The following is a 16255-nucleotide window of genomic DNA, read 5'->3' on the forward strand; positions in this document are numbered from 1 at the left end:
GAAAAAGGTCTACCTAAAGGTAGGCCTTTTTCTTTTTGCTAGTCTTCGACTAGCTAACCCTACTAGATCCGCCTCCAGCCAAGGTTGTAGAGGTTGTATCTATGTGCGTGTCCGTGTAAGACGGCATTGGGAAAAGCAGGGCAGTAGAAGATGGAGGAGTGAAACGACGACAGATTCACTGCATCGCTTTCTTCCGAACGTAAGATTTACCAAGCTGCGAAGCAGGGAAGGGAAATCCACAGTGAGGAAGCAAGTAGGGCCACCGAAAAGTAATTATATTTATTCGACGCATACGTCCATTGCATCAGGTTCGACGAAGCCCTAATGGTATATATAATACGTTATAATAATGTATTATATGCTGCCATGGGCGAGTGTTATAGGAAGCCGCGGATAGTGGTAGGAGGCGAACTTGGAAATACAGTAACGCGGTGCGAAGCACCTATGTTACTGCACCGTATAGCTGTTGGGTAGCTTTAATGATTTTGTAATTAATGGATACCGCGATACATAGCACTTATGGTATCGTACAATAAATTAGTTGAGTTACTTTAAATTATGTAATCTGCTTTAAATATAAACCCCCTATAAGCCACTTTAAATCAGCTTATAGGGGTTATTCTTATACTAAACTAATCTTTACTTGTTTATCTAGAGCAAATGCAATTTTACACATAGTGCTTAAACTCGTATTTGCACCTTTTTCAATACGGGCGATTGTAGACTGTGGAACTCCAGATTTTTTTGCTAAATCACGCTGTGTTAGTCCTGCAGCCTCTCGTGCTTTTAAAACAGCTAATGCATTTTCTAATTTAGCTTTCTCTTCCAAATAGCTTTCTGTTAAGGCTGGATTATTTATATCTTTTTCAAATATCTTATCTAAAGTCTTTAGTGGCATAATATTCCTCCTCAAATTCTTCTTTTATTTGTTTAGCTTTTATTATTTCTTTTGTTGGTGTTTTTGGGGTTTTCTTAGTAAATCCATGTGTAATAATATATTGATTATTTCTAACATGAAAATATAAAGCTCTTTGAATGTTCGAAGATATTTTTGATCGTATCTCGTATATTTCAGAATCTAATTTTTTTACCCATTCAAGTTGTATTGCTGGATGTATGCCTGCTTCCTCAATCATATCAATAGTGGCACGTAATTTATTTCTATCTTTAGTAGGGAGCGAGTTATAAAACTCTTCAAATTCGTTATGACCATTTGGCCTAGTATAAGATATAAATTTAGGTTTCTCCATCCTAATCCTTCTTTCTTCCATGATAGCATATATGCATTCAAACCTCAATTTTAAAGTAACTGTTCATCCAAATTCTTATCTTTACTATATAAATAACTTAGTAGCTTTTTGTAGCTTAAAGAAATAATGAGCATAATTCTTTAGCTTGGTAATCACTATTCAAGTTTGAAGGTATTTAACTATTCCTAAAGATCTAGAAATAGGAGAAATCAAGTTATATCATTTATTATTATTAGGTAAAGGTTACGGATTGTAATACTAGCTATTTTTACAAGGTTTATGGATGTGTGATTAAGATATTTATGAGTTTTTAAAATATTAATTTTATAGCTTAGCCTATATATAATTAGTATTAATCAACGTGCTTCAGGATACATCTTTTCCTTATAGCTATGTTATACTAAGGTTTATACTATACTTTCAATGGAGGTCTTATGACTAAGAAAATTGCGGTTCTCGTGAATGAGGATACAATGCAGCGCTGTTCTTGTGGCGGTTGCTTAAAAGCATTTATGAATAAAGCGGATTCCTTTGAGCGTTATGCAGATGAGGATATTGAGTTGGTTGGCTTTACGCACAGTGGTGGCGATCTAGCTAAGAAAATCGAGTCTTTCAAGAAAAAAGGTGTTACTACGGTACATCTTTCTACATGTACTCGTGGCAAGAATGAAAATTATGAAAGCATCGCAGAACAGTGTGCTGAGGCAGGCTTTGATGTAGTGGGTTATACCCATGGTGCTGCCGTTTCTAAAGATGGTAAAGAAGCCGTTGTGCTTTCAGCAAAACCAGTTGTAGCTGATGAGTAGTCTGTGATAGATAAATATTTCAAACAGATGAATAATTGTTCCACTATTCATTTTGTATTTACCATACATCTTTACAATATGGATAGTGTGTAGAATTCAGTGTGGTATCTACATTTAAATAGCTATACATTTTTCCTGTATATAGCCTTTATTACTCGTTATATTTTGAAAGGTTGAGAGAATGAACATGAAACTTACAGCAGCTACATTATCTGTAGCTATGGTGGTGACTATGGCACCGGCGATCATGCAAACAGCTCCTGTACAAGCCGCATCTGGCGCGGTACAGTCCTTAGCTGGTGGTGCAATTGCTATGGCTTACGTATCTACTGCTTTAAATAAAATGGATAATTCTGAGCAAGGTCAAAAAGAGAGCTTGGCTCGTACAAAAGAGAAAACAGGTTACTTGAACGACAGTGCAGCTCAAGAGCGTGTAAATCGTATTATGAAAACCTTAGAGGCTACACCGAGTGTAAAACGTTCCTACGTTGTATATGCTAACCCTGACGAGGAATTCAATGCCTTCGCAACGCTTGGTCGTGTCATGTCTATCAACAAAGGTGCGTTAGATACGCTTGATGATGATCAATTGGCGTACGTAATGGCCCATGAAATTGCACATGGTGAGCATAAAGATATCATCAATGGCGCTAAAAAACAAATCGGTTTATCTACAGCTGTAGGTATCGCTGCAGGCGGTAGCGAAGGGGCGGCTATTTTATCTAATGTGGCAGGTAACTACTTGTCTAACCAAGTATTTACAATGAGCCAAGAAAAAGCAGCCGATGAATTAGGCTTCAAGATTTTAAGCGAATCTCCGTACAATGTGGGCGGTGCCGCTGGTTCTATGCTAGTACTTCGAAACAAAGTAGGGGAACACTATCGTGAAGGGCTTTCACAAGTAGTAGCACCTAATAACCATCCTAAGTTAACAGATCGGGTGAACAATAACATTGCGCGCATGTACACATACTCTGGAAACCACGTAAACGTGTCTAAAGGCGCCGTTTATGTAAATGGCGATAATATTTATACCCCAGCTGCTAGCGGCCGCTATACAGGGGAAGAACGCGCTTTCTACATGGCCGGTAAACTAGCTCGCATGTACCATAACAACCAAGTGACACCAGGTTCTGCATCTTATAACGGTGGCACAGTAACGGTAGCGGGACAAAATATCGTTACTACGCCAAATGCAGATGTAGCATTACAAGTGGCGACGAACCTAAATAATGCTTTTGTGAAACCTGCAGGCGCTGCTGTTAATGCTAAAAAGCCAGCTAAGGTTAAACAAGAAAAACCTAAAAAAGTAAAAGAAAATAAAAAAGCAAAAGAAAATAAAAAAGCAAAAGACAATAAAAAAGCAGATAAAACTAAAAAATAATCACGCATACAGCGTGCCTGTGGGATGTGTAGAAGGACAATCTAAATAAGCAAGATTGTCGTTCCTATATAATGAATATAAGAGGACTGAGCAAATGCTTGGTCCTCTTTTTTAGCAGATTTTTGGTCCGGTTCTTAGCGATTGCTGAGTCATCTTTCTTGTATAGACCACATACAATAGATACTGTATACTAAAGCTATAAATATTCGGTTAATCGTAAGTTGCAGATGAGAGAGGGGCGCTTATGAATCAAAAGAGAAGCATTTTTGGGGCCTTAAAATGGATTATGTTTAATTATATCTTTTTAGGCATCCTTATAGTGATTGGTCTAGTTATCGCTTTGGCACCAGATTTATTGGGTGATGTTATACCGCGACACGGCACAGTAGGTAAATTATTAACTTCACTGAATGAACGGAAGATTGAGGATAGTCAACATACGGTGATGACCGTACCTGATTATGTGCGGCGCGTCGTTACCATAGGTGAAAGTACAGTAGATATTATGGGTGCCATTGGTGGAGAGCCCTATATCGTGGCTACGGATGGATCTGCCTATTCCAGTTCCACTCATGTTAATGGTCGTGTAGAGCTAACGGTGGACTCCATTAAGTCCTACGAACCAGACGTGGTCGTAGCGCCAGACTCTACGCCTCCTAGCCTTGTGTCGTCCTTGCGTGCTGCCGGTATACCTGTCTTTGTGTATACGAAGAAAGATAGTTTTAAGGATATTATTTTAACGACTAAAACAATAGGAGAGATTTTTAAGGATAAAGATCCAGAACGTGAGTTTATTATATCTAGACGTAATGTTAAGAAACTTGTAGAGCTTTACGAAAAGGATAAAAAGCCTGTTATTGCTTTATATAATAGCTCTCATGGCGTATATCGGTCGGGTATTGTACGGGATATGATTGAACAGGTGCATGGTATTGATGGAGCAGGCAATCTTGTTATAACTCAAAATGGCAAGGATCCTAAAATTTTCTCTGATGTGTCTTGGTACCGAGATCATAAAACGACGGTAGATATGAACCAATCTATGGGAACGAAAGCCGATCTGATTCGCATCAATCCAGATGTTATTTTTGTGCCTACCCGTTTTATCGATAAACTGCCAGATTACAAGCAAGATATTGATGCCATTATGAACGATCCGGACTTACAAAATGTAACAGCTGTTAAAAAAGGTTATGTCTATCCAGTACAGGAACTATTTGTGATGAGCTATTCTTGGAAAGCTTTCATGGCCATGGAACAAATGGCAAAATGGCTCTATGGTCCTAGTACCTATGAGGGCATCGTTAAATATAAGAGCGAATAAGGAGAGAGTATGCAATTAAAGCGTTTATTAATATTATTAGCCATCTTCGTGGGCATTTTAGTCGTAGCCGTTATGGGTATGTACAAGTCTTGGAATGCTTTCACCAGTGGTGGTATTTTTGGTATGTTGAGCTCAAAGGGCATTTATAAGATGGTAGATGGCACTAGCGAGACGGTCATACTCGATCACAAGGCAGAGCGTATCGTTGCGGTTGGTCCTAATGCGGCGGACCTTGCGTCTGAACTCGCTGGTGATTCTGTGGTGGCTAGCACTGTGGCACCGTATCAATCGTCTAATGGCGTGAAGCAACGAGTGGCCCTTGATGTGAAAGCTATCGTTGCCTTAAAACCAGATATTGTAATTGTAGAGGACGATGATGGCACCACAGATCTTGTGAGGCCCCTTCGCGAGGCAGGTGTAAAGGTCGCACTTCTTAGAGCGCCTAAGACAGTAAAAGAGGTAGAGGATCAAACGCGAAGTGTAGGACAATTATTGGGCCGTGCTGATAAAGCGGAATCCCTTATTACAACGATGATGAACTACATCCGCGATACAGAGTCCTTGCGCTTTGCTCGCCGTGATGACCCGAAAAAGACCGTTGCCGTGTATAATGAAAATGGCTTGTATGGGGCGCCAGATACAATGATTCAAGACATGCTGAAGTACGTAAATGTAGACAATGCGGCTACTAAGGCAGGTGTAAAATGGTCCTACATGGGTAAAAAGGAGGATCTTATCAAGGTCGATCCAGATGTCATTATCGTGCCGACAGATGTGAAAGCACCGGGCTTTAACCGTGATGCGGTACTTAATAGCTACTATAATGATCCGGATTTTAAAAATGTTAAGGCCATTAAGAATAAAAAAGTGGTTATCATATCTAATGAAGCTATGATGGCTAAGACATACCACATTGGCCGTGGTATTTATAATATGGCACAATTTGTGTATGAGCGGTAATTATTAGCTATAATTGATAAAGGATAGCTTAATAATAGAAAATGATGGAAAAGATAATAGAAACAGTTACTGATTATTATAAGTAGATACCTTATGATATAAATTTAATGCATGAATAGTTAATAAATATAATTAGCATTCATTAAAACATAAAATTTATTTATAAGTAATAGAGAGTTATAAATATACAGATTGTTGATGTTGGAAATATAAAGGTCTGTTAATCCTTTAATTAAATTAATATAAGTTTAAAAGCAACCTATAATATATATTTTATAGGTCGCTTTTTGTATTTTTATTAGATTATTTACATATGGTTTGCGGAAAAATATTTTTGTCTGTACTAAATGGACAAATGTATATATAAAATAGATAGTGGGTATACTAAAAATAAAATACTATAGAATACCAGTAACCGTAAGGGGTATAGGGTTATTGTACTTATAAAATCTTTGTGGAATAATGACATTTATAGTGGTTAATCGAATAATACAGATGACCACTTTTATTAGTTGTATGTAAGATTATACATTTATTATGGAGGCTATGATGGAGTATACAATTCATCTATTTCATGCTGGTGGTATCGTTATGTATCCACTCGTTTTATTCATGGTAGCAGCATGTACTATTTTATTTGAACGTATTCGTATGTACCGAAAAATTGATCGTGAGTTACAACAATTATCTGACAATATTGATGCGGGCCGAAATAGTAATAGTTGGGCTGCCCTTGAACAAACTGTAAAAAATAGCGATGATGCATTGAGTAAGTTCGTATCTCCTATTGTTGATTCTGTGTATAGTGTAGAAGGCCTAGAAAATCGTTTACATGATGTAGTAGGCTACATGGATGAACGTTTAAAACGCGGTCTTAACTGGCTTAGCATGATGGTAACTATGGCGCCATTACTTGGTCTATTGGGTACTGTAGTGGGTATGATTCGTTCCTTCGCAGCTGTTGGTGGCGATATTGGCGCTCCTACAGTTATTACAGGCGGTGTATCCGAAGCGTTGATTGCTACAGCAACAGGGCTTTCAGTGGCTATCGTAGCATTAGCTATCCATAGCTGGTGCACAAGCAAAGTTAATTATGATATTGCGAAATTGGAACAAAAATTAGGTTCTATCTTGGATTTATATATTAGGAGTCAACGATGAAACGTAGTTCAGTAGGCATACAAAAAGAACCTACCATCATGATTATACCTATGATTGATATCGTTTTCTTCTTGCTTGTATTTTTCATGATGAGTACGTTGTACATGAATACAGAAGAGCAAATTCCGCTTAACTTACCGAAGGCTTCTTCTTCCTCCGCTAAGACGATTGAGCCAATCACAATTTCATTAACGGCGACACATAAGATGTATTTGAATGACCGTGAAATTGTACCAGACCAATTGGGTGCTGAAATTCAAGGTATTGTTGGAAAGGAACCACAACAGGCGTTTATTGTGCGCGCCTCCGAGGATATTGCGTATAAGGACGTTATCAATATTTTAGATAATCTTAAAATAAGTGGTGCTCGGTTTGTTAGCGTAGCTACAGAACGGAAGTGATTCTATGATAAATAAACGATATGGAATCCCTTTCGTAGCTGCATTGGTATTAAACCTTGCTTATTGGGGTGTTGTAGGAAATTGGTTCGGCCATTTGAAGCCTCCGGAGACACCGAAAAAAGACTTGGTTATCAACCTTGATATGGGGCAGCAAGAACCTCCTGAAGAGAAGAAGCCCGAGGAACTAAAGACTCAGCCTGACGACAAGCCTGTTGCAGGCGGTGGCAAGGCTGGCAGTGTATTACCTGATTTATCGGGAAAACCTACAGAGGGATTAAAAAATCTAAACCCTTACTTAGGTGGTAATGAACCTGCACCTGTAAACCTAAATGGTAATAATAACGATCCTGTAGGTAATCCTGGTGCTGGAAATGTACCAGGCCTTAATAATGGACCAACTGGTAATAATGGAAATTCTACTGAGGGTATTGGGTCTAATGATGGACCACCTGGCCCAGGAGAAACAAAGCGTGATGATGGTATCTTTGATGATTCTGGTTATCGGGCCAGTTTAAATGCGAATAAGGTCATGCCAGCACAAGCTGTAAGACGAGGTATTACTGGAACAGTTACTATTAGAGTTTATTTTGATGGTGAAGGTAATTATATTAGAGCTGAAATTGATAATAGTAGTGGTTCAAGCCTCCTTGATAAGGATGCGCTTGCACTTGCTGCTAGATCCGGTGGTGTCACAAATACAACGGGAGAACCTAAGTCAGATGTTTATTATATAAGATATGAACTTGAATAGTCATTTATATATTTTATCTAGTCTGAGTTAAATTAAATGAATTATAAGCTGTGTAGGGGATATGAGGATACTCATATCCCCTATAACTAAATTAATAATTGGTGCTTTTAATTAATAAATCAATAGATTTTAAGCCCTTTTTGGTAAAATACAGGATGAAGAATGGAATGAATAAACGTATATATGCAGCCACAATGATGGCATTACTTAGTATAAGTATAAATGGATATGCTGAAGAAGTAGCAAGTAATCAAAATCAAGAGCCATCAAATGTTATCAACATAACCGCCAATCGCACAGCTCTTTTAGACTTAGATACACCGGTATCAACTTCTGTTATTACTCAAGAGGATATACAAAACAGCGGTGCTAAGACAGCCTTTGATGCGATATCTAATGTACCAGGTGTAACTATTAACTCCTTTAGTGCGTCTGGTGCAGATTTCGGCGGTATGGATAGCCGTACGAATATTCGTGGCCTAGACCGAGGTGCACTAGTTCTCGTAAATGGTGTACCTATGAATCTAAATGGTAAAAGTGGAATTGGTGCTATCCCTACGAGTGCAATCGAACGTATTGAGGTTGTAAAGGGCGCATCGTCTACCTTATATGGAGCAGAAGCTTTAGGTGGCGTCATAAATATTATTACAAAGACGCCTTCAAAAGAGGGTGGCTCCGCTACGGTAGCTGTGGGTAATCGTGGCTCTAAGCGATTTGACCTTTCTTATGGTACTGATCGATTCCTCGTAGGCATCGATAGAAAATACTGGGGAGCTCAAGATCCATCCACACCTGTGCGATATGACTATACAGGTCGTAAGGGCTACGACTACTATACTACGCGCAATAAGGGTAACTCCTTAGGCGTATTTATGAGCGGCAAGCTTTCAGATAAGGTAACCTTAAACTATAATCGTGCCGAAAGCCGTTCATCCTTTGGCTTGATTAGTACAGAAACAAATCCTATAAGACAGGCCCGTCATTCTACGACCTATAATTACAAGGATGACCGCAACAACGTATCCTTGATTTACAAGGATGATAATACGACAGGCACCTTGTTCTATAATGACCGTACTATGCGTGGTGAAAGCCGCGTTCATAGTGCCAAACAGTTCAAACCGACAGATACTAGTTATGTAGCCCGTCAATATGGTATGGATGTACAGCACGAATGGGACTTTAGAGGTGGTAAGGATTACTTGATTGCTGGTATTACAGGTAAACAAGAAACCTATCGCGCTACACAGGCCCCTGTGTATACACGTCCTCATCGTAATACCTATGCGGTGTATAGCAGCTATTCCCGGGAAATTAATCTAAAATGGACTGCCATTTTAGGGTTGCGTTATACCGCTATTAGTGATCCTATTAAGGACCAACATGTACTTACACCTCAATTCCAAGTGTTGCATACCATCAATAAAGACTCTTCCATGTATTTGAATATTGGTAAAGCATACACAATGCCTAGCTTGAGTGATGCATTTCGCAGTGTGAACCGCCAATATACAGCGGTAAGTGGCAAAAATCTTAAACCTGAAGAGGGTTGGAACTATGAACTAGGCTATAAACGTATGAATAAGAAGGATAGCTGGAAGGTAGATGTATTCTATATGGACTTCAAGAATTTCTTCCAATGGCAGCCTGATGCCAATGGCCGTCCAACAGTACGCGTAAACGGCGGTAAATTCCACAATATTGGTATTGAAGCAGAGTACAATAGACGCTTATCTGATCGCATCAAAATGAGTGTTAGCGGTTCTTACTCTAATCCAAAACAAAAGGAAATAAATCAAAATTACTGGAAACAAGCGACTCCTAAGTTGCAGTTTACAACAGGCATCCATTATAAAAGCTCCACATGGGATGCTGGTACATCCTTGAACTTTGTAACAAAACGCTTGCGCAATCGCGATGGTGGATTGAATCCAAACATTGTTCAATGGAATGCTTATGTAGGGTATCACTTCAACAAAGACGCTACATTGCGCCTTGATGCACGCAACCTCTTGAACCGTCATAATGTAGTATCCAATGGTGACTATGAATACTGGGATGCACCATTTAACTACGAATTAAGCTATACACAAAAATTCTAATATTTATTTAGGATAGACCTGCTAGAAACATAGTAGTGGTAGGGGGTATAGGTTTTGTGTGGCCTAAATAAATGTGTAATAATACAATTATGTGGTTTATATGAAAGCATATGTGTATAAGTGAGGTATTGGTTATGAAAACACAAAGTAAGAGACGTACTTCTATACTTGTTGGGTTGGCATTGATGGGCTTATCCGTGAATGGATATGCAGCAGAAGTTTCTGCGACACCAGATAGCACAGGTGTAACGGCAGCTACTGAAGCTAGTGGAGCTACTGAAAGCCATACTATTAACGTAACTGCTAATCGGATGGCATTACTAGATTTAGATACGCCAGCAGCGATGGATGTTATTACCCAAAAGGACTTGGTCAATAGTGGTGCTAAAAACGCCTTTGATGCGGTAAATATGGTACCTGGTGTTACATCCTTCTCCTATGGTGCATCAGGCCTTGAATATGGTGCTATGGATAGCCGTGTAAATATTCGTGGCCTTGAACGGGGCTCTTTAATCCTCGTAAATGGTGTGCCTATGAACCTTAATGGTAAGGGTGGTCTCAGCTCGATCCCAACAGGATCTATTGAGCGTGTTGAGGTGCTTAAAGGCGCCGCATCTGCTCTATATGGCTCTGATGCGATGAGCGGTGTTATTAATGTCATTACGAAAACCCCAACTAAAGAAGGCGGTTCAGCTACGGTAGGCTTTGGTAACATGGGTAGTCAAACCTATAAAATTAGCTATGGAACACCGCGATTCTTAATTGGTGTAGAACGTAACTTCTTTGGTGCTCAAGACCCAGAAACACCTATTCGCTCAGATATTGGGGCCTATGCTAGGGGCTATGAATATTACACAGCTCGTGATAAGGGCAACTCGTTAGGTGTATTTATGAGCGGTAAATTGAACGATAAGTTGACTTTAAACTTTAGTCGTTTTGAAGGTAATTCCTCCTTTGCGCAGTTGAGTACGGAAACAAATCCTATCAAGCAAAAGCTCCACTCTACAACATATGCTTATCATGATACAAAAAATAACGCGTCCTTGATCTATAAGGATCGTAATACGACAGGTACACTCTTCTATAATGATAGAGATTTGTATGGTAAAAGTCGCGTACACAGCAAAAAAGCATATACTGTGAGCGATAACAACTATATTGCACGCCAATATGGTTTTGATGTGCAACATGAATGGGATTTCCGGGATGGTAAAGATTACTTAATTGCCGGTATTCTTGGTAAACGTGAAACCTATAAGACTACTGCTGGTCCGTACTATGGCAACCCACATCGCAATAGCTTGGCCCTTTATGGTACCTATTCCCATCAATTTAATCCGAAATGGACCGGGATTTTAGGTTTGCGCTATTCCGATATTAAGGATCCTGTGAGAAATCAAAAGGTATTGACGCCGCAGTTCCAATTGCAACATCGCATCAACAAGGAATCGTCCATGTATATGAATGTTGGCAAAGCATTTAGAATGCCGAACCTTAGCGATACTTTCAAGAAAATCAACAAAGGCTATGCCTCTGTTAGTGGACGTAATTTGAAACCTGAAGAAGGTTGGAATTATGAGTTGGGCTACAAGCACATTACCGACAAGGATAGTTGGAAGGTAGCCGTATTTTATATGGACTTTAAGAACTTCTTCTCCTGGAAGCCAGATAGCAACGGTAAGAATACAATCCGTGTAAATGGTGGTCGTTATAGAAATGTGGGCATTGAAGCTCAGTATGGCCGCAAATTAACGGATCATTTGAAAATGACTGTTGGTGCATCGTACTCCAACCCTAAACAACGAGAAATCGATAAAACCTATTGGAAACAAGCTAACCCTAAATTGCAGTTTACAGGGGGCCTTCACTATAACAGCTCGACTTGGACTGCCGGCACTAGCATCAACTTTGTTACAAAACGTATGAAGAACCGCGATGGCGGTACCAATCCAAATCTTGTAGCTTGGAATGCCTATGTAGGATATCAATTTAATGAAAACTCTTCCTTACGCCTCGATGCGCGTAACTTGTTGAATCGTCACAACGTTATCTCTAATGGTGATTGGGAATACTGGGATGAACCATTCAACTATCAATTAAGCTACACTCAAAAATTCTAGTAGTTATTTACTTTTTCGTAGAACAATACAAGGAGTATCACCATGAATAAGAAGACCAATCTCCTCATATGCTTGATGATACTTCTTTGTATATGTATAGCAGGTTGTGGTTTTCAACCTAGAGAATCCGTCACAAGTCCTATGCGTTATGTTGAAAGCTATGATGGTGTCCGCGTAGGTGTGCCTGAGTATCCAAAACGTATTTTGGCGTTATCTTCAGCGGCAGACACAATTTTATTAGGACTTATAGAACCAAATCGCTTGGTGGGGATTAATAAATTATCTACCTATGAGGAGTATTCCTTGGAAGCCAAGCGAGCTAAGCTTGTAAAACCTGTGTTGAGTTCCTACCCATTGGAGAAAGTTATAGCCTTGAAACCAGATCTCGTCATCGCTCCAGATTATACGAGCGCAGATGTTATTGAAGGTTTGCGCTATATGGGTATACCTACGGTTGTAGTACCCACACCGTCTACGGTAGAGGAAGTTATTCAAAATGTAACGGACATTGCTCATGTAGTTGGAGAGGACGAAAAAGGTCAATTGTATACCCAGAAGATTCGTCGTGAATTAGATGAGATGAAACGGCTAGGGGCCTCTATTCCTGTAGAACAGCGTAAAAGTGTACTCTTTGTATCCTCCATGGATGGTTATACAGGAACAGGTAGTTTGTTTGATGATATGTGTAAGTATATGAGTATCTACAATGCACCTGATCTTTTAGGATTACCGCCACGGACGCCCTTTGGGGATGAACGGGTCATAGCGATGGAACCAGATTATATTTTTATTCCCTCCTATAAGGGAATGGATAAGACATTAGCCAGTCGATATTTAGATAATCCCGCATTTCAGAATTTGTCAGCTGTACGGGAAAACAGAGTTAAACCCTTGCCAGCAGCATACCTATATACAATGAATCAGCATATTGGTGAAGCCATGCTAGCCATTATGCATACTGTGTATCCTCAGTTAGAAAGGAATTCTCATGACTAAACAGAAACAACGCATCATGGCAATTGCCATAATTGGGGTATTGCTGTGTATTGTGAGTCTATTGGCACTACACCTAGGAACGATTATGATTCCTATCGGTGGGGGCATACAAAGCATTTTAAATGGTATGGGAATACCTGTACACTTCACAGAGCCTATTACAGCTGAACAAGAGGCGGTATTGTGGTTTATCCGTATGCCACGCCTTATCATAGGTTTACTCGTAGGTGGTGCCTTGGCACTAGCTGGTGCGGTTATGCAAGGGGTGTTCTCAAACCCACTAGCGGATCCAGGTATTATGGGCGTATCTGCAGGTGCATCACTTGGTGCCGTTATTGCCATCGCCCTTGGATTTACATCCTTAGGGATGTTTTATATGCCTGCCTTTGCTTTCGTAGGGGCCTTTGTATCCGTGGGTATTACCATTCTTTTGACCTTGCGTAATAACAAGTTGGATACGACAACCTTATTGTTAGCAGGCGTAGCTGTGAGCATGTTATTAGGGGCTTTTACCTCCGGTATCTTGACGATGATTAATGAATACCGGTTGCGTGAGTTCTTATTCTGGATGGTAGGGGGGCTCGATTTCCGTCGTTGGGACCATGTTCTATTGGCGGTTGGACCTATCATGACAGGCAGTGTTATTTTAATGATGCTTGGGCGCCATTTAAATGTACTCGTTCTCGGCGACACAGAGGCGCGCGCTCTAGGTGTGCCTGTAATGGTGTATCGCATGTTATTCCTATTCTTATCATCCGTCATTACTGCTACCGCTGTATGCGTCAGCGGTTCTATCGGCTTCGTAGGGCTTGTGGTGCCACATATTGTACGTCTCTTAGTAGGACCAGATCATCGCATATTATTGCTCATGGCCGCCATTGGTGGTGCGCTATTCCTCGTATTCTGCGATACTTTAGGTCGCGTCGTAGCACAACCAGTAGAAATTCGTGTAGGTATTATGACGGCTCTTTTAGGGGCACCGTATTTCTTATATTTACTTCATCGCTTGCGCAGTAAAGGAGGGGCCTAATGAAATTAGATGTTCAATCTTTATCCGTTACATTAGGGGAAAACCCGATTCTAAAGGATGCGTCCTTCTCTATTGATAGTGGTGAATTCGTCGGTATTATCGGGCCTAATGGTTCTGGTAAAACGACATTATTAAAAACTTTGCGTGGCCTTTATCCTATATCTGAGGGACAGGTTTTGTGGGATGGTAAAAGTATCGCCTCTTTGAGCGACAAGGAAATTGCTCATCATGTGGCGTACATGCAGCAATCTGTCAATGTGTCCTTTGACTATGAAGCCATCGATATTGTAATGACAGCTCGTTATCCTTATTTGAAATGGTGGCAACAAGAAGGCCCAGACGATAAGGCTATCGTAGAAAAGGCCATGAAAGAGGTAGGTGTGTATCACCTGCGCAATCGATCTGTACAAAACCTTAGTGGTGGTGAGCGTCAACGGGTATTCCTAGCAAAGGCGTTGGCACAACAAACAGAGGTGCTCTTATTAGATGAACCAACAGCGGCTCTCGATTTAGTTTATGCCGATGATATCTTCCATGAAGGTCGTAGATTATGCGACGAAGGTAAAACGATTCTAATCGTTGTTCACGATTTAGAATTGGCTGCTAAATATTGTACCAAGCTCGTCCTAGTTAGCGATGGTCATATCATTGACGTAGGTACGCCGAGAGAGGTGCTGACGGCAGAAAACTTGCGTGCTGCATTCCATCTATCTGCAGCGGTTTACGATGATCCGTACTTCAAACAACAGCGTATCTTTGTATTCCCTAAGGGCACTACAAGCATTGATGAGTTCAAGCAAACCAATGCGAGTACGGACATATCTTTTGATCCTAATCTAAAATAGTTAAATAGGATTATGGATACTTAGCAGCTGGTACGTAGCATCTCATCATGTGTTACTAACTGATTGTGAATTACTTATTTTTCATGAGTTACTAATTTAGTTACTAACTTATTATGAATTACTGATTTACTATGAATTACTAATTTATTATGTCTGTCGGCAGTTTACATTGCAATTCTGAGTGAGGTTAGCCTTATGTTATATCCATTTACTGCGATTGTTGGTCAAGATGAAATGAAATTGGCCCTTTTGCTCAATGCCATCAATCCATCCATTGGCGGTGTGTTGATCGAAGGTGAAAAGGGCACTGCTAAATCGACGGCTGTCCGAGCGTTGGCAAATCTGTTACCTCCTATGGAAATAGGCTCATCTGCCATGACCGTTGTAGAACTGCCTATCAATGCCACGGAAGACCGAGTGGTGGGATCTATTAACTTGGAAAAGGCTTTACAAGAGGGGGTAAAAGCCTTTGAACCAGGCATTTTACATGCTGCACATCAAAATATTCTCTATGTAGATGAGGTAAATCTATTAGATGATCATATTGTAGATATTTTGCTCGACGTAGCAGCCATGGGCGTCAATACAGTTGAGCGTGAAGGGGTGAGTCATTCCCATCCATCTCGTTTCATCCTTGTAGGAACGATGAATCCAGAAGAGGGAGATCTTAGACCTCAATTGTTAGACCGTTTCGGCTTATCCGTTATGGTTTATGGGGAGCATGACCCAGCACAGCGTATGGAGGTTATCAAGCGCCGCCTTGCTTTTGGAGATGACCCAAAAGGCTTTATCGCATCCTATAAAGATTTGGAACTAGCATTACACGAACGCTTGTTACAAGCCCGTCAATTATTGCCAAGCGTCATCCCTTCAGATGATGTATTGCTAAAGATTGCGAGCATCAGCATCGGTGTCGGCGTTGATGGTCATCGCCCAGATATTACGATGATGCACACCGCTCGAGCTCATGCCGCCTTTCAGGGGCGCAATCAAATTATAGATGAAGACCTCAAGGTAGCTGCCCGATTAGCCTTGAAACACCGTTTGCGTCGATTGCCATTTGAAGAGCAAGGTCATGATGAAGATCGCATTGATACAGTGGTAACTGCAGTGCTCGAGGGCTAA

15 protein-coding genes are annotated in these 16255 nt (G+C 40.3%); 13 read left to right on the plus strand and 2 right to left on the minus strand.

Annotation, left to right across the window (positions count from 1 at the left end):
- Window positions 1-622: 622 nt before the first annotated feature.
- Together RYM16_RS06020 and RYM16_RS06025 are read right to left on the minus strand one after the other, a co-directional pair.
- Entirely contained in the window at window positions 623-898 is a 276-nt protein-coding gene (locus tag RYM16_RS06020) for a helix-turn-helix domain-containing protein (RefSeq protein ID WP_129823486.1), read from the minus strand.
- Window positions 876-1250, minus strand: a complete 375-nt coding sequence (locus tag RYM16_RS06025) for a type II toxin-antitoxin system RelE/ParE family toxin (RefSeq protein WP_314982942.1) — start codon at window positions 1248-1250, stop codon at window positions 876-878. Before RYM16_RS06025 ends, RYM16_RS06020 begins: the two co-directional genes overlap by 23 nt.
- A gap of 434 nt (window positions 1251-1684) precedes the next feature.
- On the opposite strand from RYM16_RS06025, the gene RYM16_RS06030 reads away from it, so the two are divergent.
- From RYM16_RS06030 to RYM16_RS06090, 13 genes are all read left to right on the plus strand, one after another.
- Window positions 1685-2056: a CGGC domain-containing protein gene (locus RYM16_RS06030; RefSeq protein WP_273298810.1), complete on the plus strand. Its 372-nt coding sequence runs from the start codon at window positions 1685-1687 to the stop codon at window positions 2054-2056.
- A 181-nt stretch (window positions 2057-2237) separates the two neighbouring features.
- Window positions 2238-3440, plus strand: coding sequence for a M48 family metallopeptidase (locus tag RYM16_RS06035; RefSeq protein ID WP_314982944.1), 1203 nt, complete (start codon window positions 2238-2240; stop codon window positions 3438-3440).
- A gap of 244 nt (window positions 3441-3684) precedes the next feature.
- Complete coding sequence (locus tag RYM16_RS06040; protein ID WP_314982946.1) at window positions 3685-4764, plus strand: ABC transporter substrate-binding protein; 1080 nt, start codon at window positions 3685-3687, stop codon at window positions 4762-4764.
- A 9-nt stretch (window positions 4765-4773) separates the two neighbouring features.
- On the plus strand, window positions 4774-5724 hold the full coding sequence (locus RYM16_RS06045) for an ABC transporter substrate-binding protein (RefSeq protein WP_314982947.1): 951 nt from the start codon (window positions 4774-4776) through the stop codon (window positions 5722-5724).
- Window positions 5725-6273: 549 nt separating this feature from the next.
- Complete coding sequence (locus RYM16_RS06050) at window positions 6274-6885, plus strand: MotA/TolQ/ExbB proton channel family protein (RefSeq protein WP_314982978.1); 612 nt, start codon at window positions 6274-6276, stop codon at window positions 6883-6885.
- Window positions 6882-7286 (plus strand): biopolymer transporter ExbD, encoded by a 405-nt coding sequence (locus RYM16_RS06055; RefSeq protein ID WP_314982949.1) that lies wholly within the window; start codon window positions 6882-6884, stop codon window positions 7284-7286. Before RYM16_RS06050 ends, RYM16_RS06055 begins: the two co-directional genes overlap by 4 nt.
- Before the next feature lie 4 nt (window positions 7287-7290).
- Window positions 7291-8037, plus strand: a complete 747-nt coding sequence (locus RYM16_RS06060) for a TonB family protein (protein ID WP_314982951.1) — start codon at window positions 7291-7293, stop codon at window positions 8035-8037.
- A 155-nt stretch (window positions 8038-8192) separates the two neighbouring features.
- The gene (locus tag RYM16_RS06065; protein WP_314982953.1) at window positions 8193-10139 is read left to right on the plus strand and encodes a TonB-dependent receptor; all 1947 of its coding nucleotides are present in this window, start codon (window positions 8193-8195) and stop codon (window positions 10137-10139) included.
- A 134-nt stretch (window positions 10140-10273) separates the two neighbouring features.
- Window positions 10274-12259, plus strand: a complete 1986-nt coding sequence (locus RYM16_RS06070) for a TonB-dependent receptor (RefSeq protein ID WP_314982955.1) — start codon at window positions 10274-10276, stop codon at window positions 12257-12259.
- Window positions 12260-12301: 42 nt separating this feature from the next.
- Complete coding sequence (locus tag RYM16_RS06075; RefSeq protein ID WP_314982958.1) at window positions 12302-13255, plus strand: ABC transporter substrate-binding protein; 954 nt, start codon at window positions 12302-12304, stop codon at window positions 13253-13255.
- On the plus strand, window positions 13248-14285 hold the full coding sequence (locus RYM16_RS06080; protein WP_314982960.1) for an iron ABC transporter permease: 1038 nt from the start codon (window positions 13248-13250) through the stop codon (window positions 14283-14285). The genes RYM16_RS06075 and RYM16_RS06080 overlap by 8 nt, the downstream gene beginning before the upstream one ends.
- The gene (locus RYM16_RS06085) at window positions 14285-15130 is read left to right on the plus strand and encodes an ABC transporter ATP-binding protein (RefSeq protein ID WP_024065066.1); all 846 of its coding nucleotides are present in this window, start codon (window positions 14285-14287) and stop codon (window positions 15128-15130) included. The genes RYM16_RS06080 and RYM16_RS06085 overlap by 1 nt, the downstream gene beginning before the upstream one ends.
- A gap of 195 nt (window positions 15131-15325) precedes the next feature.
- Window positions 15326-16255, plus strand: coding sequence for an AAA family ATPase (locus RYM16_RS06090; protein WP_314982961.1), 930 nt, complete (start codon window positions 15326-15328; stop codon window positions 16253-16255).

The organism is uncultured Veillonella sp. (assembly GCF_963524655.1).
Taxonomy (GTDB): domain Bacteria; phylum Bacillota; class Negativicutes; order Veillonellales; family Veillonellaceae; genus Veillonella.